The organism is Methylomonas subterranea (assembly GCF_024505185.1).
Taxonomy (GTDB): Bacteria; Pseudomonadota; Gammaproteobacteria; order Methylococcales; family Methylomonadaceae; genus Methylomonas; species Methylomonas subterranea.
In genome coordinates this window covers 23914-43239 of the sequence record NZ_JANIBJ010000029.1, presented here as the reverse complement: position 1 = coordinate 43239, position 19326 = coordinate 23914, and the positions used below count along the sequence as shown (strand labels likewise).

Sequence of the window (19326 nt, the reverse complement as noted above, 5' to 3'; positions counted from 1 at the left end):
ATCCTTATCGGTCTTGCCAGCGCCGGAAAATCAGGGAGGTATTGATGCCGCCAAAGGCAAAATTATTGCTCATCACATATTCGGCCGCCAAGTCGCGGCCCGCGCCGCTTATGTAATCCAGTTCGGCGCAGCGGCTATCGATATGCTCGAGATTCAGATTGGGATGAAACCAACCCTCCCGCATCATGCGGATAGCCACCATGGCTTCCAGGGCGCCGCAGGCTCCCAGGGTGTGGCCGGTATACCCTTTCAGGCTGCTGAGCGGAGTATGGGGGCCGAATACCGCCGCCGTTGCATGACTTTCGGCGATATCGCCCTGTTCGGTGGCGGTGCCGTGGGCGCTGATATAGGCGATTTGGCTGGCTTCCAGCCCGGCATCCCGCAAAGCCAATCGCATGACGATTTGCATGGTATCGGCATTGGGTTGGGTGACATGGGCGCCGTCGGCATTGGTGGCAAAGCCAGCCACTTCGGCGTAGATATGCGCGCCGCGCGCCAGGGCATGCCCCAACTCTTCCAGCACCAGCGTGCAAGCTCCTTCGCCGATTACCAAGCCGTCCCTGTCGCGATCGAAGGGGCGCGGGGTCGATTCGGGCGCCTGGTTGCGGGTACTGGTGGCATACAAGGCATCGAACAGCGCCGCCATGGTCGGGCAAAGCTCCTCCGCGCCGCCGGCCAGCATTACATCTTGCTGGCCGAACTTGATGGCCTCATAGGCGAAGCCTATGCCCTGGCTGCCCGAGGTACAGGCGCTGACGGCGGGGATTATGCGCCCGCGGGTCTGGAAAAACACCGCCACGTTGGCCGTGGTGGTATGCCCCATCATTTTCAGATAGGTGGTGGCATTCAGGTTGCCGATATCGTGGTCGATCAGCATTTTGCCGAAATCCGCCACGGCCGAGGTCGATCCCACCGAAGAGCCGTAGGATACACCGGTACGGCCGCCGCTGATGAGCGGGTCGCCCAGCAGGCCGGCATCGCTCAGGGCCAATTCCGTCGCACGGGTGGCCAGCAAGGCAACGCGGCCCATGCTGCGGGTATTCTTGCGGGTGTAATGCGCGGGCAAGTCGAAATTTTCCACCGGGCCGCCCAGTCGGGTCAGCAGACCGTTGTATTTATCCCAGTCCGTCATATAGCGGATACCGGAACGCCTGGTGCTCAAGCGGCCGCGGATTTCCGCCCAATCGTTGCCTATGGGCGAAAAGCCGGCCATGCCGGTCACCACGACCCGGCGGTTCAACACAAACCTCCGTTAACCGAGATCACTTGCCGGGTAATATAAGCGGCATCCTCGGACATCAAAAAGGCCACCAGCCCGGCGACTTCGTCGGGAGTGCCGGCGCGTCTGGCGGGTATCGCGGCAAGAATTTCTTCCATGGGCAAATTTTCCAGCATCTCGGTTTCTATCAGACCGGGAGCGACGCAATTGACGGTGATTTTGCGTTTGGCCAGTTCCAGCGCCAAGGCCTTGGTGGCGCCTATGATGCCGGCCTTGGCGGCGCTGTAATTGACTTGGCCGCGATTGCCCATCAAGCCGGACACCGACGATAGGGTGACGATGCGGCCCGGCCGGCGAGTTTGCACCATGGGCATGATCACGGGGTGCAGCACATTAAAAAACCCATCCAGATTAGTGCGCAGCACCGTATCCCAATCATCGTCGCTGAGTGCCGGAAAAGCGTTGTCGCGGGACAGTCCGGCATTGCAGACCACCCCGTAATAGGCGCCGTGCCCCGCAATGTCGGCTTCCAGCGTATCCCGGGCGGTTTGGCGGTCGGCCAGATCGAAACACAGCACGCGGGATTGACGGCCGAGCTGAAGGATTTCGTCCCTAACTTGACCGGCTTCGGCCAAACGGCTACGGCAGTGCAGAATTACATCGTAGCCGTCGCGAGCCAGACGCAGCGCAATGGCCTTGCCGATACCCCGACTGGAACCCGTCACCAGTATGCTTTTTTGCGTCATAGGCCTTTTCCGGCCAGAAATTTTTTCGAATCTTGCGGCATCAGTAAATTCAGTTTTGAGTCGGCCCGGATGTTTTCGCCTTCCAATCGGCAATCGAACACCACCATATCATTGGCCGCCTCGATGATCTTATCGACGCGGACGGTGAGCCGGGCGCCACGGCGGAAACTGGCGACCGAGCATTGGTAGTGGCGGGTTCCCAACAAAAAACCCAAATCTATCGGTTGTCCGCGCCGTTTGCGGTGATAGCCGGAATAAGCCGCCACCGCCTGCGCCATGTATTCCATGCCTACCCAAGCCGGCACGCTGCCGTCGGGGCCGGAGAACAAGCCGTCGTCGCGCACGCTCAGTTCCACCGTTATATGGTTATCCCCGGTATCCAACACTTTGTCGATCAACACCATGCGTCCCGATTGCGGTAACAACGACTCCACCGCGTACGGGAAATCCGCCGCGCGATCAGCGTCGTCCGATAAGCAAGGACACATTATTACCTCCGAAGGAAAAAGAATTGCTCTGGCAATATTGTAGTCTTTTAGGCTTGGGCATATCCAGCCCGACAAAGCCAAGCGGACTCAGGTCGGGATCGGCCTCGCCGTCCCACAGATGCGCGGGCAAGCGCTGTTCGCCGTTCAAGCCGGACAACAGCAGCCAGCACAGACCGGCTTCGATGGCGCCCGCCGCGCCCAGGCAATGTCCGCTGGCCGGCTTGCTGGAGCCGCACGGCGTGGCGGAGCCGAACAATTGCGCCACCGCCCGGCTCTCCATGGCATCGTTCTGCAAGGTAGCGGTACCGTGCAGATTGATGTAATCCACCTGGGCCGGAAGCAGGCCGGCATCAGCCAGGGCGGCTCGCATGGCGGCGCAAGCCCCGGAGCCGTCCGGCCGCGGCGCGGAAATATGATAGGCGTCGGCGCTGACGCCCACCCCCAGCAAGGCAATCGGCGCCGGTTCCCGGCTCATCAGAAACAAGGCGGCGCCTTCGCCTATCACGGTGCCGTCCCGGTTTTTACTGAACGGATTGCAGCGGGTTCCGCTCAAGGCGCCCAAGGCGGAAAAGCCCTGCAAGGTGGTGTGGCACAGGGCGTCGCCGCCGCCCACGATGACCGCGTCGCACAGATCGAGGCTGAGCAGGCGGCGCGCGGCAGCCAGCGCGTTGGCGCTGGAGGAACAGGTGGTTGAGACCGTGTAAGCCGGCCCCCGAATGTCCAGGTAGCGAGTCAAAAACTCCACGGCCCCGCCCAATTCCTGTTGTTTATAGTCATAGCCAGCGGGCAAACGGCCGTCGCTGTGAAATTGTCTGACCGCCGCTTCGCCCTCCGCGATACCGGAGGTACTGGTGCCCAGTACCGCGCCGATGCGCGACCGGCCAAAGCGCCGCATGGCCGCCTGGACGGCGCTGTCCATTTGGCTCAAGGCCGCCATCAGCAAGCGATTGTTACGGCAAGCGTAGCGTTGCAAGGCCGGCGGCACGGGCGGCAGGTCGCCGATTACACCCAGGGCCGGCACGCTGGACTTCAGCCAGACCGGCGGCTCGGCCTGGCTTGGCCGACCGGAAAACCAGGTCGACAGTACCTCGGCCTTGCCGCTACCCAGCGCGCAGATGATGCCCAAGTCATGCAAATACATTGCGGCGGATAGTTGATTTACAGCGGCGGGCAGATCTCGGCAATGGCCGTGATTCTCTTGCCGCAGCGCTGGGTCATGGGATTGGTTTCATCCCAGGCGTAGCCCGCCAGGATGGAACTCACCATGGCCTTGACGCTGTCCAGCCGGCATTGATCGAAGATCACGCGCTGAAAGCGGCCGTCGTACCAGGCTTCCACATAGGCCCGAAACACCTCTATGCCCTTGCGCAAGGCCAGTTCGTAGTCGGTATGCCAATCGACGCTTTGTCCGCGCAACTGGCGATCCGCCAGGGGCACGGCCAGGGCGGCGGACTTCAGGGCTATGGTAACGCCGGAGGAAAAGACCGGATCCAGAAACTCGCCGGCGTTGCCGAGCAGCGCGAAGCCGGCGCCGCTCAAGCGGCTGACATTGGCGGAATAGCCGCCTATGGTATTGGCAGGGCTGTCGAAACGGCTGTGAATCAGCAATTCGGCCAGCCGGGGTTCTTCAAGGGCCAATCCGCGTAAAATCTCCAGCGGCGTGCCATCGCGCCCATCGAGAAAACCTTGCGGCACCACCACGCCCAAGGAACTCCGGCCGTTGCTGAAGGGAATCAGCCAGTACCAGATTTCATGCCGGTCGGGGTGGATAGCGATTAGAATTTTGTTACGGTCGTAATCCGGCGTGCCTATACGGTCTTCTATATGGGTGAACAGGGCTTGGCGCGCGGGTAGCGAGGAAGGGGTTTCCAGATCGAGCAGCCTGGGCAGTACCCGGCCGAAACCGCTGGCATCCAGCACCAAGCGGGCCGTCCAGTCGCGACTTGCACCCTCCGCATCCACGCCGGACAAGCGGGCTTGCCCAGGCGTACCGAAATCGGCGGCAACAATGTTGTGTTGGTAATGAATGCAGACACCGGACTCCTCGGCGCTGTCAGCCAACACCTGATCGAAGCGCGCGCGCGGTACTTGAAAGGTGGTACCCCAGCCGGGGGTGAATTTCTGCCGGAAATCGAATTCGGTCAGTTTGCCGGCATGCGAAAAGGCCGCGCCGTTTTTGAACTGAAAGTTTTCGGCGCCGACCGCATCCAGCATATCGGCGGCTTCCAGAAACGGCATGCATTGCGGCAGCAGGCTTTCGCCGATGGAAAAGCGCGGGAAGCGTTGCGATTCCAGAATCACAACCTTGTGGCCAAGCCGCCGCAGCATTCGCCCCGCCACGCTGCCGGCCGGGCCGGCGCCTATGATTAATACGTCCGCATCCATGGTAAGTAGTTTCGCTTAACGAAAAAAATCGTGCGCGCCGCCACCGGATTACTGGGCCGGGAGTATGCCGAGCCTTGATGACCGCGCGCATCTGTTAAAAAAATGGTTGGCGGCATTATAAGGCTTGCAAATCGGAACGGTTGCGGATATTTAAACGCTCCGTGTTGAGCAAGACAGGGTTGGGTGCAAAAGATGGGTGGGTTATCAATGCTCGTTGGTGGTCAACACTCGCCGGACGAAACGAACTTGCCAATGGCAACTGTCCAACCGATAGCAGGCGTAGGGTGATGACATGGACTCCTCCCCGCCCCTTGCGGTGTCATAATGCACCAGAGCATTTAAACGGGATAAAGAGGGGCTTGGTTCGGACCGTGTTGTCGCTGTTAACCTTGAACCTGGTGATCGACGATACCCTGGCTTTACGCCACTCGCCAACGGCCCCAGGTAGCGCCGTCCGTTATGATCATGCGCGTATCGCTAAATTGTCCAGAAACGGCTCAAGCTTCCGGGGTCGTGGTGATACGCCGCTAACGCCGATCACATGCTGGCCTTGCGACTGAATCGGGCTAACCGGCAATGACATGCTTATTGGAATCAAGCTAGACTGGCGGCTTGAGGCTGCGCCTCAGTTTGAATCGCACCCCCTGAAACTCTGAAACTCAGCGAGGGAGGCGCTATGTCTAAATTTGAGTAAAATGAAATACTCTCCGGCTATCGTTGGCCAGACGGTATGCAATTCTGAATTGAACCGGAAAATGTTCGCGACAAGCCAACGTCGATGGCCGTTCATTTTTTGTCTTACCTTCCGCGTTACAAGTGCATGCAGACATCAAAGCTCGGGTTGATGCGTAGCGTTTTGTCGACGGAATCTTGTTGCAAAACCGCGCTTCATGACGTTCTTCACGGTTTATCGCTCGATAAATTGTTAGCCTTTCTCCAAAGCAAACAAATGGGGGGGCGCCATGTATACCGCAAGCATTGATAGAAATACCTTGAACGGTTTATTCGATAACCAAAAGAAGTTGGACGATCTATTCGACTCAATCTTCGACGATGACAATTACTTCATTAACAGTGTTTATCCATCGAAGGCAGAGAATGTTTACGCGGCAGCAGCTACGGACACTGCGTATACGTCAAAACAAAACCGGATGAGAGATTCTCTGCTGACAATAAAGGAACAATGTCCTTATTTTTATGTGCTACCGATCATATTGGAAATTGCGACGATTTATTTTGTCGTTACCAATCTGCTTTAACATGGCCACACAAAGCCAAGTAGTCCTTACCCTCGCCGGCTGATCTTAAAGCAGGTTAGTTGATACCCGCTATTTGTCGGCGAGCCAGTAAGGGAATAACTGCTCCTGTTTACTCATGGACTTCATGTGAATTGAACAATTGCCCAGATACGCGGCAATTCCACCAATTCAGGCTCACTTCAAAAATCTGCTTTCAATGGCTGATGGGGATGCCTGTTTTTCTAACGGCCGAAAATTTTGCAAGAGGCTCTAATTTTCGTCCACATTCCACATCCCACGCATCGAAATATGCGTTGGATTATTCGCTAATGCCGCAAGCATATTCTCCGCGTTTACGTTCAGCGATGCCGGCCGCGGATAAGTCCTACCAATAAACTACCTACCCAAAAAGTCGTTTTTTTACGCATTTAAGCCAGTCAATGCTCAAATCGAAAAAATATGCCATACTTCACAAATTACTGACAAAAGCAATCCATGTGAAAGTTTAGCATCCGAAATTGACAGCTAGCTTTCTTGATTCGCGACTTAGGAATTTGCAAGTGGCTCGATAACATTACTGTAATAAACAATAATTAGGAGACATAAACAGTGGGTAATTTCATCTCAAGATTAACGGCGTCGATTCAAACCGATTCGAACTCACCCGGTGGAATTACTTTTCCGAAGTTTATGTTGATCGTTCTGCAATTGGCTTTCATGCTGCTGGCAATGCGCCAGTTTCAAATCGAAAACGCCGCTTTTCTACGTTTGGCGGTGCTGGCTTTCGGCGGATTTCTGCTGCATGCCTGGCTACCTTTGGCTTATCGACTGCCTTTTTTTCTCGGCTTATCCTTGGCCGGAATCGTGCTCGTAATGGGCTGGCTGAACGGGGCCTGGTTAATTGGCATCGGCTTGTTGTTGATCGGAATTTGCCATCTGCCACTATCCTTCCTGTGGCGTATTGCGCTGTTACTCAGTGTAGGCACCGTCTTAGCGCTACAACGGGCCGAATTACTCGCCTCCCCTTGGTCCACCGCCATTTGGCCGATCTTAGGTTCCATGTTCATGTTCCGGCTGATCGTGTATATGTACGATTTGCAGCACGAACAAGCCCCGTTCAATTTGTCGCGCAGCCTCAGTTATTTCTTCATGCTGCCCAACGCCTGTTTTCCGTTGTTTCCGGTGGTCGACTACAAGACGTTTCGCCGCAATTATTTCGACGCCGACAGCTTTCATATCTATCAAACCGGCGTCGATTGGATGCTCAGGGGCGTTACCCAACTGGTTATTTACCGGCTGGTTTATTACCACTTGACCTTGGCGCCGGCGGAAGTCCACACCGGCGGAGATTTGGCCCAGTTCTTGTTGGCAAATTTTGCGCTGTATTTGCGGGTTTCAGGTCTGTTCCATCTGATCACGGGCCTTTTGCATTTATTCGGGTTTAGAGTACCGGAAACCCACCATCTCTTTTTCCTAGCCACCAGTTTCAACGACTGGTACCGACGCGCCAACATCTATTGGAAAGATTTCATGATGAAGGTGTTTTATTTTCCGGTTTATTTTCGGATAAAAGATTACGGCGCAACCTGGGCGCTGGTTTTATCGACAATGCTGGTGTTTTTTCTGACCTGGTTTCTGCATGCCTACCAATGGTTCTGGCTGAGAGGAACCATTTTGTTCGTCCCGCAGGACTTTTTATATTGGGCATTGCTTGGCGCGGTAGTCATCGCCAACTCGTTATACGAAGCCAAATGGGGCAGAACCCGCACCCTGAATAAATCCAACCAAAGCTGGCGTAACCGGGTGTCGCTTTACCTGCAAACGCTGGTGACGTTTATTGCGCTGTGCATTTTATGGTCGTTCTGGACCAGCGAATCGATTACAGGCTGGCTGTCGTTGTGGCAAGTGTTGGGCTCCGACCCCGCTGCCGCCGAGCGTAATAGCAATCCGGTGTTTAATACGCAATCGCTGCTGGTGGTTGCGCTATTGGTGGTGGTTGCCAGCAGCACCGGTACTATAGGCGCATCGGGCAATGTGCCGCCGCGCAAAGGCGTTAGCCGGAAAATCTGGTCGCCGGTATCGATCACTACGGTAAAAATCGTGCTGCTGTGCTTGTTGGGCATCGAAGGGATTTATTCGCAGTTTTCTCCCACCACGGCCACCATGGTGCTGTCTTTACGCTCCAGCCATTTAAGCCGGATAGATACCGCCAAAATGGAACGCGGTTACTACGAAAATCTACTGGACGTTAACCGTTTCAATTCGCAGTTATGGGAAGTTTATTCCAAAAAACCCACCAACTGGATAGACGTGGACTCCAGCAATTTGAAGCGTTTCGTCCCCGGCTTTGTGCGAACCGAACTGATTCCATCCTTTGCCGAAGACACCAAGCACGGCCGAATTACCATCAATCAATACGGCATGCGCGATCAAGATTATGCTGTGGCGCCGGAACCTGACGTGTTTAGAGTGGCGGTGCTGGGCGCTTCATCGGTGATGGGTTGGGGCGTAGGTGACGGAGAAACCTTCGAAGCGCTATTGGAAGAGCGCCTGAATCGGGAGTTAACGCACTCGCCTTACGCCAAATACGAGTTATTGAATTTCGGAGTCGCCGGCTACAACCCGCCGCAACAGTTACCCGCGCTGGAAAAAGCCTTGTCTTTTAAGCCGAATAGCGTGTTTTACATCGCTACCGGCCGGGAAATGTCACGCTCCGCCCGCTATATCGCCAACACGGTACTCGACAAAATCGCCATTCCTTATCCGGAGCTAAACGCAATCGTCGCATCCGCGGGTATCACTCCAGACATGGACGAAACCACCGCGCTAAGGCTTTTGGAGCCTTACGGCCAAGACATACTCACGGCGATTTACCGTCGCATCGCCGGCCAGTGCCGCGAACGCGGTATCAAGCCGGTACTGATATTTTTGCCGCAACTGCGGGACGGCTCGTGGCAGGAAGAAACCGCGCCCAGCCTGAAGGTTGCAACCGACGAAGGCTTTGTCGTGTTGGATTTAAATGGAATCTTCCGGAATGCCGACATCAAGACCATTCGCTTGGCCGAATGGGACGAACACCCCAACAAAACCGGCCACCAATTGATTGCGTCGGCAATTTACGACGCCTTGCTGGCAAACCGCGAGGCCATCTTTTCACCAACCCGTCAGTAAAACAACAACGCATCCGCCAACAGGAGAATACACACATGACTCAAGATACAATCGCAATCGTTAAAGAATTTGTGCTCAGGGAATTTTTGCCGGGGGAAAACCCGGACGAATTGACCGATGATACGCCGCTCATCACCGGCGGTATTCTCGACTCGATTGCGACGTTGCGGCTGGTTGCGTTTTTAGAGGAAAAGTTCGGCGTCAAATTCAAGGCGCACGAAACCGATTCGGAACATCTCGACACCCTAGCCGATATCAGCGCGCTGATTCAGACGAAATTAGGTTAAGCGCATACCCACCCGTTGCGATTTCAGCACTATTGGCTAATTGGGAGACCCATGGATAAGCGCCTGGTCGACATTCACGATAGAACCGTCAGCGGGCGGGTATTCACCGACCCGGATATTTTCGCCCGCGAACAAGCGACAGTGTTTTCCCAAAGCTGGCTTTACCTCGGGCATCGCAGCCAGTTCAAGGAAAAGGGCGACTTTATCCAGGCATACGCCGGCACGATGCCGGTACTGCTTTGCCTGGACGGCGAAGGTGGGTTCAATGTATTTGCCAACGTGTGCAGCCATCGCGCCGCCAGAGTCTGTCAGCAGGAATACGGCAACGCCAGAAAATTCGTCTGCCCTTACCACAACTGGGTATTCGATAACAAAGGCGATTTGATCGGCGTCCCGCGCCGCCATTCACCGGAATTCGACAAATCGAAGTGGGGCTTATGCAAAGCCGCCCAGGTTTCTGTGTATCGAGACCTGATTTTTTGCACCTTCTCGCCTGCTGCCGCTCCGCTGGAAGACTACCTCGGCGACATGAAATGGTATTTGGACATGCTGCTGGATTGCAACGGCGGCACGGAGGTGTCCAAGGGCACCCATCGTTCGACCGTGCATTGCAACTGGAAAATTCCAGCGGAACAATTCGGTTCCGACAATTGGCATTTTCAGGCCGTGCACTGCAGCATGGGCAAACTCGGGCGCCGCAACGAAGACCCAAACAGCGAAGACAGCTTTCACGTCTGGACCGACCAAGGTCACATACTGATCTGTATCGCGCCCAAACAAGAAGTCGACACCACCTACACGCTTTACCTGGATAAACTGGCGGCCGAACAACGCATCTCGGAAGCCCAACGCAAACTGCTGCGTTGCACCTTGGTTATCACGATATTTCCCAATCTGTCCTTCGTCTATTTTCCGGGATTGTGCAGTATCCGCGTCTGGAACCCCAGATCCCCAGATCAAACCGAATTATGGTCGTGGGCGCTCTATCACAAGGACGCGCCCGAGCAAATCAAGGATTTGGTCAGAAAACAGGTCACCCGGCTGTTTTCGCCGACCGGCATGCTGGAACAAGACGATCTAGAAGTGTGGTCGCGCTTGGCCGACAATCTAAAAGGGATGCCGCCGGATTTTCGCCTCTGCTACGAATTCGACGCCGACCCGGAAATTAAGAATAGACCCTTCCCGGGCCACACCGCTTCATTGCAATCCGATATTGCGGCCTTGGCGTTTTATAAACGTTGGGCGGAGATAATAGCTCACGCGGACGGCACCCCATGATCCACGACATCGAAAGACTGCTATTTCACGAAGCGCATTTGCTCGACTCCGGCCGCTACCGCGAATGGCTGGAACTTTTAGCCTTGAATTTACGCTACTGGGCTCCGGTACGCGCGAATGTGTCCCGCGCGCAGGAAAAACAAGACGAAACGCAGCGGCTGCCACTGTTCGACGAAAACAAAGCCAGTTTGATCTTGCGGGTAGACCGCTTGGATACCGAACTCGCTTGGACCGAAATTCCGCCCACCCGGACCCGGCGTTTCATCTCCAACATCACCGCCGATACCGAACAGGACGGTTTGGTGCTAGTCAGATCCAACTTCATGGTATTCAGAAGCCGTAGCTTCAGAGAGGAATGGCTGGTCGTCGGCTGCCGGGAGGACAAATGGTCGACAGGCGGAAAATGGTTGCTGCGGGAACGAAAAATCCTTGTCGATCACTGCACCGTCGAAAATCTCTCGCTGTTTCTGTGAAAAACCATCGTAATGACTACCCGCGTAAACCCAGGGACGATTTGCCGGACACTTTCAACCACTCGCCTTCAGCCTGCCTTTAGAGGATTTATATGATGTCAAACCTCGGCCACTCCCTGCCGTCCCTTCGCTCCGACCTGGTATTGATTCATGCCCCGGCATTTTTCGATTTCCGCAATCGCCGCGACATCTATTTCCCCTTTCTCGGCACCAGCGGCGACGTGCCGATCACGCCCTTGTACGAATATTTTCCGGTGGGTTTCAAAACCCTGCAGCGTTTTCTGGGCGAACGCGGCCACGAGGTGCGCATCCTCAATTTAAGCAGCATTCTGCTGCGCCACCCCGGACTCGACTTCGACAAAATCGCCCTGGCTTTGGATACGCCTCTGGTCGGCATCGATCTGCATTGGATGGTGCATGTACAAGGCAGCCTTGCCGTAGCCGAACGCATACACTCTTTGCGCCCCGATATCAAAATCATATTCGGCGGCATTTCCTCCACTTATTTCGCTAGCGAGCTGATTCAATATCCGTACGTCGATATGGTGATGCAGGGCTACAACACCCACGAACCGATGGCGCAGTTGCTGCCCGCGATTAAGGCAGGCCGCGCCCCGAGCGACATCGAGAACTTGATGTGGAAAGATCACGACGGCAACGTGCGAATGAACGACTTTGCCCACAAACCGAACGTGTACGGTTGCGGCATAGACTGGTCGCAACAGCCGCGGGATGCCAAATCCACCGCTTTACCGATCATGGAGCTGCTGTCCACCCAAAATGCCGGTTGCGCCTATAACTGCGGTTGGTGCGGCGGTTCGCGGGAGGCCTTTCGCCGGGTTTTCAAACGCCACCGCACCATGGCCCGCAAGCCCAAAGAAGAAATCAGCTACGAATTCCAGACCATCCGCAATATTCCGGACGTCAACAACTACCACTTCTATTCGGTGGGCTCGTATAACGAATCGCCGCAGGGCATGCATTTCTTTCTGGACTTGGTCGGCGACACCGGCCTCAAGGGCATCAGTTACGAACAGTATTTTTTAACCAGCGAGGACATCCTCAAACACATGGTGCGCGCCAACAAGCGCACCAGCATCACCTTGTCGCCGGAAAGCCACGACCACACCATTTCCAAGTTGTCCGGCCGCGGCGTCTATAGCAACGAAGAAATGGAGGCCTGGATAGAACGGGCTCTGGAAATCGGCATCCATAACATCGACATCTGGTACTTTATCGGCATGCCGCAGCAGACTCCGCAATCCGTGGACGAGACGGTGGATTACTGCGCCCATCTGCTGCATAAATTCAAAGGCCGCAACGTCAATCCGATGATATGCCCGATGATTCCGTTTCTCGACCCCGCTTCGACCTTTTTCGAATTCCCCGAGCAGCACGGCTACCGGGTGTTTCATCGTAGCGCCGAACAGCACCGCAAAGCCATGGAAAGCGCGTCTTTGCTGAATCGGATCAATTACGAGACCCAGTGGCTCAGCCGTGAGCAACTGGTCGATGTCGGTTTCCGCGCGGTACGCCGCTTGATGGAAATCAAAGGCAGCGTGTCGGCACTGCCCAAGTTTTGCGTGGAGGACTACAACGCGGCGATCGACGACGCGCTGGAATTCATACCGGTGGTGCACGAGGCCGACTGCATCAAAGACCCGGTTGCCCGCGCCCGCGCTCTGGATGCATTAGGAGACGATATTTTGAAACGCAACAACATGATTTTGTTCGACGGCGTGATGAATCAAGCCTTTCCGTTAAACCGCGGCATAGGCGGCCGCTGGTTCGACGAAATGGGCTGGGACGCCGCCACTCTGGAAGCCGCGGAAAGCGCTTAACACGCATCCGCGAACGACTATCTCGATTGCCGAGGACGAATCCGCTTATGACGAGTCAAGTTTTACATCAGGCATTTATTCAGGCCGCGCAACGCTTTCCGGAACGCATTGCCGTCGTCGAACCGCAGGCCGGCCAACTGAACTACCAGGAGCTGGATAAACTGTCCGACGGTTTCAGGGATTATTTGATCGCCTCCGGCGTTCGGCCAGGCGACCGGGTAGGTCTGTACCTGCGCAAATCGATCGACGCGGTGGCGGCTATTTACGGCATTTTGAAAGCCGGCGCAGCTTACGTCCCCGTGGATTTCAGCGCGCCGCCGTCCCGCAACGCCTATATCATGCACAACTGCCAGGTCAAAGTGCTGTTGACCGAACACCGCTTCGAAGAAAAATTGCGGGTCGAATTAGCCCAGTTGGGCGCCGAGCCGACACTGTGTTGCATCGAACAAGCCGGCGGCGGCCAGGGTTTAGCCGACGTTCTGGCCGATCTTTCCCCAGCAGCGGCAACCACGGTCATACCGAACGCCGACGATTTGGCCTACATCCTCTACACCTCCGGTTCCACCGGCAAACCCAAGGGCGTGATGTTGTCGCACCGCAACGCGGTCAGTTTTGTCGATTGGTGTTCCGAGGCGTTCGAACCGACCGAGACGGACCGCTTTTCTTCCCACGCACCGTTTCATTTCGATTTATCCATCCTGGATCTGCACGTCTCGCTGAAGCACGGCGCCGCACTGGTACTGGTGCCTGAAGACGTGGGCAAAGAACCCACCAAATTAGCCCCACTGATTGCCGAACAGCGCATCAGCTGCTGGTATTCGGCGCCATCCATCCTGAGTTTGCTGGCCCAATTCGGCACATTGGCGGAGTACGACTATTCCGCATTGCGTTTGGTGTTGTTCGCCGGCGAAGTATTCCCGGTCAAACATTTGCGTAATCTTAGCGAGCAGTGGCCGCATCCGCGCTATTTCAATCTGTATGGCCCGACCGAAACCAATGTTTGCACCTATTACGAAGTGAAACTGCCGATACCGGAAGACCGCACGATACCTTTTCCTATCGGCGAGGTCTGCAGCCACTTGCAAGGCATAGTAGTCGATAGCGACGACCGCATCGTGCCGAGCGGCGAATCCGGCGAACTGTGCATCAGCGGCAGCGGCGTGATGCAAGGCTATTGGGATTTGGCCGAACAAACCGCGCGGGCGTTTTTAAGTTACGACGATAAGCGCTGGTACCACACCGGCGACATCGTGGTGGAAACCTCACCCGGATGTTATCTGTATCAAGGCCGCCGCGACCGCATGGTCAAGCGCCGCGGCTATCGGGTCGAATTAGGCGAAATCGAAGCCGGCTTGTATAAACATCCCGACATCAAGGAAGCCGCGGTACTGGCGCAGGCCGACGAAGAAGCCGGCATTAAAATCAAGGCCTTTGTCAGCCATCACGGCGAAACCCGGCCGTCCATCATAGCGATGAAACGTTTTTGCACCGAAAACCTGCCGCTATATATGATTCCAGACGAATTCGTCTGGCTGCCCGAACTGCCGAAAACCTCCACCGACAAAATCGATTACCAAGCCTTGAAGGGAGCCTGACCATGGACTTCAGTTTGTCCGACGAACAAAAAAACTTAAGCGACAGCATCGTCAAATTCGCCCAACAAACGCTGAACACCGACGTGATTGCACGCGACCGCGACCACCAATTCCCGCGCGATTGTTGGCAGCAATGCGCCGACATGGGCATCCAGGGCCTGCCTGCCGACGAAGCCTATGGCGGCAGCAATCTGGATGCGCTATCGGTGGCCGTCGCCTTGGAAGCTTTGGGCTACGGCTGCCGCGACGCCGGTTTGGTATTCTCCCTCAGCGCCCACATTCTGGCCTGCGTGGTGCCCTTATCCGAACACGGCAGCGACGAACAAAAACAGCGCTACTTACCCGGCTTGTGCGACGGCAGTTTGATTGGCATGCACGCCATCACCGAACCCGGCGCCGGCTCCGATGCCTTCGCCATGCGCACCACGGCGGTGGCCGACGGCGACGGCTGGCGCCTCAACGGCAGCAAGACCTTTATTTCCAACGGCCCGGTCGGCGACGTCGCCATCGTGTTCGCCATGACCAATCCGCAAAAAGGCTTTCACGGCGGCACCACGGCCTTCTTGCTGGAAAAGGGCATGCCGGGTTTTTCGGCACCCGGCACCTTCGAGAAACTGGGCCTGCGCACCTCGCCGATCAGCGAATTGGTGTTCGAAAACGTCTACCTGCCCGCCTCGGCAGTGTTGGGTTCGGTGGGCGGCGGTGCCAGCGTATTCGCCACGGCGATGGATTGGGAAAGGGTATTGCTGGTAGCCGGCCACGTCGGCGCCATGCAGCGCTTGCTGGAAACCTCTATCGCCTACGCCAGAAAACGCAGCCAATCCGGGCAAGCGATAGGCAAATTTCAGGCGATTTCGCACAAAATCGCCGACATGAAAGTCAATCTGGAAGCCGCCCGGCTACTGACTTACCAAGCCGCCTGGCGCCTGCAGCAAGGTAAAAACGTGTCGATGGACGCGGCGATCACCAAGCTGTTCGTCAGCGAATCCTTGGTCAAAACCGCGATGGACAGCGTACAAATTCACGGCGGTTACGGCTTCATGGTGGATTACGAAGTGGAACGCGCGTTGCGCGACGCTATCGGCAGCACCATTTACTCCGGCACCTCGGAAATCCAACGCAACATCATCGCCCGCTGGCTGGGTTTATAGCTCCCGTCCGCAGCGTCCGCTAACCATCCAATCTACATATTGGTGTAATTGGGGCCACCCCCGCCCTCCGGCGGCCGCCAGTCTATGTTTTGTGCCGGATCTTTGATGTCGCAGGTTTTGCAATGCACGCAATTTTGCGCATTGATTACCAAGCCGCGGTTGCCATTAGCATCGGCGACCACCTCGTAAACCTTGGCCGGACAGTAGCGCTGCGCCGGTTCGGCGTATTGCGGCCAATTGACCGCCAGCGGCACGTCGGCGTCGCGGAGCTGCAAGTGACAAGGCTGGTCGGCCTCGTGATGGGTGTTGGACAAGGCCACCGAAGCCATCAAATCGAAACTGATCTTACCGTCCGGACACGGGTAATCGATCGGCGGACAAGCAGCGGCCGCTTTCAACACCGCATGATCGGCCCGCGGCTTGCGCAAGGTAAACGGCAAACGCCCGGCCAGCAGGTTTTGGTCCAGCCAAAAAAACGCTCCGCCCAGCAAAGGGCCCCACTTGCTTAGCGCCGGCGCCACGTTGCGAGCCTGATAGAGCTCCGAGTAAATCGGCGATGCGCGAAATTTTTGCTCGAAGTTGTCAAGTTCGGCGCCATCGCCAGCCGCAAACGATTCGAGCACGGTTTCGGCCGCCAGCATGCCGGAACGCAATGCGTTGTGGATGCCGCGCAATTTGGCCGGATTCAACAAGCCGGCATCGCAGCCCAGTAACAAACCGCCCGGAAAACTCATGCGCGGCAACGACTGCCAACCGCCTTTGTTGAGCGCGCGCGCTCCGTAAGCCAAACGGGTGCCGCCTTCCAGCAAAGGTTTAATTTTGGCGTGCAGCTTCCAGCGCTGCATTTCCTGATACGGATTCAGGTGCGGGTTGGCGTAATTCAGGCCGACGATGAATCCCAAGGCCACTTGTTGTCCGTCCAAGTGATACAAAAATCCGCCACCTTCGCTGGAACCGTCCAGCGGCCAGCCGAAGGTATGCAACACGTTTCCCGGCCGGTGCTTGGCGGCATCTATCTTCCACACTTCTTTGATGCCTATGCCGTAATGCTGCGGATCGGCGCCCTCGCGCAGGCAATAACGTTCAGTCAGTTGCTTGCCCAAATGGCCGTGACAACCCTCGGCAAACAAGGTGTACTTGGCCCTGACTTCGATGCCGGCCTGGAAACCGGGCTTTTGTCGGCCCTGTTTATCCAGCCCCATATCGCCGGTTACTACACCTGCAATGCCACCGTCTTCGCGGTACAACAGGCTGTCGGCCGCGAAACCGGCGAAAATATCGACACCCAAGCCTTCCGCCTGTTTGCCCAGCCAGCGGCACAGATTGGCCAAACTAACCACGTAATGGCCGTGGTTACGTAAAGGCTTGGGAACTGCGAAATCCGGAAACTTTACGGCATGTTGCGATCCGGCCAGATAACACAATTCCTCCTCGGCCACGGTCACGCCGACCGGGGCCTGCAAATCCCGCCAAGCGGGAAACAACGCCTCTAAAGCTTTGATTTCCAATAAAGCGCCGGACAGGATGTGCGCCCCTACTTCGGAGCCTTTTTCCAACACACAAACGCTGACATCCAGGCCGCGCTCGCCTGCCAACTGCTTGATTTTAATGGCAGCGGCCAAACCGGCCGGCCCGGCGCCGACGATGGCCACATCGAATGCTACGGATTCGCGTTCCATGGCCGGCCTACTTGTTTGCCAAGGCTTGTTCGAGCTGCGGAATCACCTCGAACAAATCGGCAACCAGACCGATGTCCGCCACCTCGAAAATCGGCGCGTTCGGATCGGTATTGACCGCCACGATCACGCCGGCGTCCTTGATCCCGGCCAAATGCTGAAACGCGCCGGAAATGCCGAACGCAATGTATAAATCCGGCGCGATGATTTTGCTGGTTTGGCCGATTTGCAGATCGTTGGGGACGAAACCGGCATCCACCGCCGCCCGCGACGCCCCGACCGCCGCCCCCAATTTATCCGCCAGCCGATAAAGATCGTCAAAACCGGACTTGCCGCCGACGCCCCGCCCGCCCGCCAGCACGCGCGAAGCCGACTGCAAGTCCGGACGCTCGCTGACGCTTCGGTTCAAACCCAACAAGCGGGTATGACGGGGAAGTTCCAGGTTTAAGTCCACCGTCTCAACCACGGCTTGACCACCGGCGCTTGTCGGCTTAAAGGCATTCGCGCGTACGCTGGCGACAACTGTTCCAGCGGGTGCCTGCACGGTGATCAAGGCATTTCCGGCATAAACATATCGCTTGAAACATCTGTCGCCATCCACGGCCACAATATCGCTGACCTGAGCCGCATTCAATTTGGCCGCCACCCTCGGCAGCAAATCGCGTCCGAATGAAGTAGCCGGAACCAGAACATGCGTGTAGTCTGCCGACAGTTCGACAACTAACGGACAGAGACATACCGCCAATCCCGCTTGATTTTCCGGCAGCTCAACAAAAAGCACCCGATTGACCCCTACCAATTTGGCGGCCGATTCCGCCGGCGCGCGACTCGAACCGAATACGGCAATGTCCAGGGTTTGGTGAGGAATTTGCAGGGCGCACGTCAGTGATTTGGCGGTTGCCGGATCAAGATTTTGACCATTGTGTTCGGCGATCAATAATATCCTGTTCATCACAACACTCCTTTTTCTTTCAGGGCATCGACCAATTCCGCAACGGAGCCGACCCTGACGCCGGCCGGCCTCGGTTCCGGGGCCGAGGTGGTCACAATATTCAGCAGCGGAGTTTCCGTGATGGGTAAATCAGCCAAATCCAGCATTTGCAGGGGCTTGGATTTGGCTTTCATGATCTGGGGAATTTTGATGTAGCGCGGTTCGTTCAAGCGTAAATCGGTTGAAATCACCGTCGGCAAATCCAGCGATAAGGTTTCCAGCCCCGCATCGACTTCCCGGGTGACTTCGACCTTGCCGGCTCCGGCGATAACAATCCGGGAAGCAAAGGTCGCTTGCGGCCAGTCCAGCAAACCGGCCAGCATTTGCGGCGTCTGACAAGCGTCATCATCGATGGCCTGTTTACCCATCAATACCAATTGCGGACGCTCTTGCCCGACTAAGGCTTGCAGCGCTTTGGCCGCCAACAGCGGCTGGACATCCCGGTCGCATTTGACCAGAAGAGCGCGATCCGCCCCCATGGCCAATGCCGCGCGTAATTGTTCCTGACAGGCATCGCTGCCTATGGAAACCACCAGCACTTCGTCCGCATGACCGGCTTCCTTGATACGAATAGCTTCCTCAACCGCAATCTCGTCAAATGGGTTGATGCTCATTTTTACACCATCGGTTTCAACACCCGAGCCGTCGGACTTGACATGCAGTTGCACGTTGTAATCCACCACGCGTTTTACCGCCACCAGAATTTTCATTAGCCACCTGAAATGATCGTTACTCTGTCGAGCGTATTCCACTAACCGTCAAGATCAGACCGCCGCCGACCAATTCC

The 19326-nt window shown here is 56.3% G+C and carries 15 protein-coding genes; 7 read left to right on the top strand and 8 right to left on the bottom strand.

Going from position 1 to position 19326, the window contains the following annotated elements:
* Window positions 1-4: 4 nt before the first annotated feature.
* From NP590_RS14930 to NP590_RS14910, 5 genes are read right to left on the bottom strand one after another with little or no spacing between them, the layout of a single operon-like run.
* Window positions 5-1243: a beta-ketoacyl-ACP synthase gene (locus NP590_RS14930; protein WP_371927311.1), complete on the bottom strand. Its 1239-nt coding sequence runs from the start codon at window positions 1241-1243 to the stop codon at window positions 5-7.
* Entirely contained in the window at window positions 1237-1965 is a 729-nt protein-coding gene (gene fabG, locus NP590_RS14925; protein WP_256603367.1) for a 3-oxoacyl-ACP reductase FabG, read from the bottom strand. The genes NP590_RS14930 and fabG overlap by 7 nt, the downstream gene beginning before the upstream one ends.
* Window positions 1962-2453, bottom strand: coding sequence for a hotdog family protein (locus NP590_RS14920; protein ID WP_256603365.1), 492 nt, complete (start codon window positions 2451-2453; stop codon window positions 1962-1964). The genes fabG and NP590_RS14920 overlap by 4 nt, the downstream gene beginning before the upstream one ends.
* Window positions 2425-3594 carry a beta-ketoacyl-ACP synthase gene (locus NP590_RS14915; RefSeq protein WP_256603364.1) on the bottom strand — a complete coding sequence of 390 codons (1170 nt, stop codon included), beginning with the start codon at window positions 3592-3594 and terminating at the stop codon, window positions 2425-2427. Before NP590_RS14915 ends, NP590_RS14920 begins: the two co-directional genes overlap by 29 nt.
* Window positions 3595-3611: 17 nt before the next feature.
* Window positions 3612-4838 (bottom strand): NAD(P)/FAD-dependent oxidoreductase, encoded by a 1227-nt coding sequence (locus tag NP590_RS14910; RefSeq protein WP_256603363.1) that lies wholly within the window; start codon window positions 4836-4838, stop codon window positions 3612-3614.
* A gap of 1928 nt (window positions 4839-6766) precedes the next feature.
* Between NP590_RS14910 and NP590_RS14905 the strand changes: the two genes are divergently transcribed.
* The 7 genes from NP590_RS14905 to NP590_RS14875 all read left to right on the top strand — a co-directional run bounded on the left by NP590_RS14905 (window position 6767) and on the right by NP590_RS14875 (window position 15872).
* Complete coding sequence (locus NP590_RS14905; RefSeq protein ID WP_256603362.1) at window positions 6767-9247, top strand: hypothetical protein; 2481 nt, start codon at window positions 6767-6769, stop codon at window positions 9245-9247.
* A gap of 35 nt (window positions 9248-9282) precedes the next feature.
* On the top strand, window positions 9283-9534 hold the full coding sequence (locus tag NP590_RS14900) for an acyl carrier protein (RefSeq protein WP_256603359.1): 252 nt from the start codon (window positions 9283-9285) through the stop codon (window positions 9532-9534).
* Between the two features lie 51 nt (window positions 9535-9585).
* Window positions 9586-10812, top strand: a complete 1227-nt coding sequence (locus NP590_RS14895; protein ID WP_256603357.1) for an aromatic ring-hydroxylating oxygenase subunit alpha — start codon at window positions 9586-9588, stop codon at window positions 10810-10812.
* Window positions 10809-11285: an aromatic-ring-hydroxylating dioxygenase subunit beta gene (locus NP590_RS14890; RefSeq protein ID WP_256603355.1), complete on the top strand. Its 477-nt coding sequence runs from the start codon at window positions 10809-10811 to the stop codon at window positions 11283-11285. The genes NP590_RS14895 and NP590_RS14890 overlap by 4 nt, the downstream gene beginning before the upstream one ends.
* Window positions 11286-11377: 92 nt before the next feature.
* A complete protein-coding gene (locus tag NP590_RS14885) occupies window positions 11378-13126 on the top strand; it encodes a B12-binding domain-containing radical SAM protein (protein WP_256603354.1) in 1749 nt (582 codons plus the stop codon).
* Window positions 13127-13173: 47 nt separating this feature from the next.
* Complete coding sequence (locus NP590_RS14880; RefSeq protein ID WP_256603353.1) at window positions 13174-14721, top strand: amino acid adenylation domain-containing protein; 1548 nt, start codon at window positions 13174-13176, stop codon at window positions 14719-14721.
* Between the two features lie 2 nt (window positions 14722-14723).
* Window positions 14724-15872, top strand: a complete 1149-nt coding sequence (locus NP590_RS14875; RefSeq protein WP_256603352.1) for an acyl-CoA dehydrogenase family protein — start codon at window positions 14724-14726, stop codon at window positions 15870-15872.
* A 32-nt stretch (window positions 15873-15904) separates the two neighbouring features.
* On the opposite strand, the gene NP590_RS14870 is transcribed toward NP590_RS14875, so the two are convergent.
* The 3 genes from NP590_RS14870 to NP590_RS14860 are packed head-to-tail and all read right to left on the bottom strand — an operon-like array spanning window position 15905 to window position 19249.
* Window positions 15905-17551, bottom strand: a complete 1647-nt coding sequence (locus NP590_RS14870) for an electron transfer flavoprotein-ubiquinone oxidoreductase (protein WP_256603350.1) — start codon at window positions 17549-17551, stop codon at window positions 15905-15907.
* Window positions 17552-17558: 7 nt separating this feature from the next.
* A complete protein-coding gene (locus tag NP590_RS14865) occupies window positions 17559-18500 on the bottom strand; it encodes an electron transfer flavoprotein subunit alpha/FixB family protein (protein ID WP_256603348.1) in 942 nt (313 codons plus the stop codon).
* Window positions 18500-19249 (bottom strand): electron transfer flavoprotein subunit beta/FixA family protein, encoded by a 750-nt coding sequence (locus NP590_RS14860; RefSeq protein WP_256603347.1) that lies wholly within the window; start codon window positions 19247-19249, stop codon window positions 18500-18502. The genes NP590_RS14865 and NP590_RS14860 overlap by 1 nt, the downstream gene beginning before the upstream one ends.
* Window positions 19250-19326: the final 77 nt, after the last annotated feature.

Excerpts from the sequence above, each read along its gene's own strand:
- fabG (WP_256603367.1), bottom strand. The coding sequence starts at position 1,965 with ATGACGCAAAAAAGCATACTGGTGACGGGTTCCAGTCGGGGTATCGGC.
- NP590_RS14920 (WP_256603365.1), bottom strand. The coding sequence starts at position 2,453 with ATGTGTCCTTGCTTATCGGACGACGCTGATCGCGCGGCGGATTTCCCG.
- NP590_RS14915 (WP_256603364.1), bottom strand. The coding sequence starts at position 3,594 with ATGTATTTGCATGACTTGGGCATCATCTGCGCGCTGGGTAGCGGCAAG.
- NP590_RS14910 (WP_256603363.1), bottom strand. The coding sequence starts at position 4,838 with ATGGATGCGGACGTATTAATCATAGGCGCCGGCCCGGCCGGCAGCGTG.
- NP590_RS14905 (WP_256603362.1), top strand. The coding sequence starts at position 6,767 with ATGTTGATCGTTCTGCAATTGGCTTTCATGCTGCTGGCAATGCGCCAG.
- NP590_RS14900 (WP_256603359.1), top strand. The coding sequence starts at position 9,283 with ATGACTCAAGATACAATCGCAATCGTTAAAGAATTTGTGCTCAGGGAA.
- NP590_RS14895 (WP_256603357.1), top strand. The coding sequence starts at position 9,586 with ATGGATAAGCGCCTGGTCGACATTCACGATAGAACCGTCAGCGGGCGG.
- NP590_RS14890 (WP_256603355.1), top strand. The coding sequence starts at position 10,809 with ATGATCCACGACATCGAAAGACTGCTATTTCACGAAGCGCATTTGCTC.
- NP590_RS14885 (WP_256603354.1), top strand. The coding sequence starts at position 11,378 with ATGATGTCAAACCTCGGCCACTCCCTGCCGTCCCTTCGCTCCGACCTG.
- NP590_RS14880 (WP_256603353.1), top strand. The coding sequence starts at position 13,174 with ATGACGAGTCAAGTTTTACATCAGGCATTTATTCAGGCCGCGCAACGC.
- NP590_RS14875 (WP_256603352.1), top strand. The coding sequence starts at position 14,724 with ATGGACTTCAGTTTGTCCGACGAACAAAAAAACTTAAGCGACAGCATC.
- NP590_RS14870 (WP_256603350.1), bottom strand. The coding sequence starts at position 17,551 with ATGGAACGCGAATCCGTAGCATTCGATGTGGCCATCGTCGGCGCCGGG.
- NP590_RS14865 (WP_256603348.1), bottom strand. The coding sequence starts at position 18,500 with ATGAACAGGATATTATTGATCGCCGAACACAATGGTCAAAATCTTGAT.
- NP590_RS14860 (WP_256603347.1), bottom strand. The coding sequence starts at position 19,249 with ATGAAAATTCTGGTGGCGGTAAAACGCGTGGTGGATTACAACGTGCAA.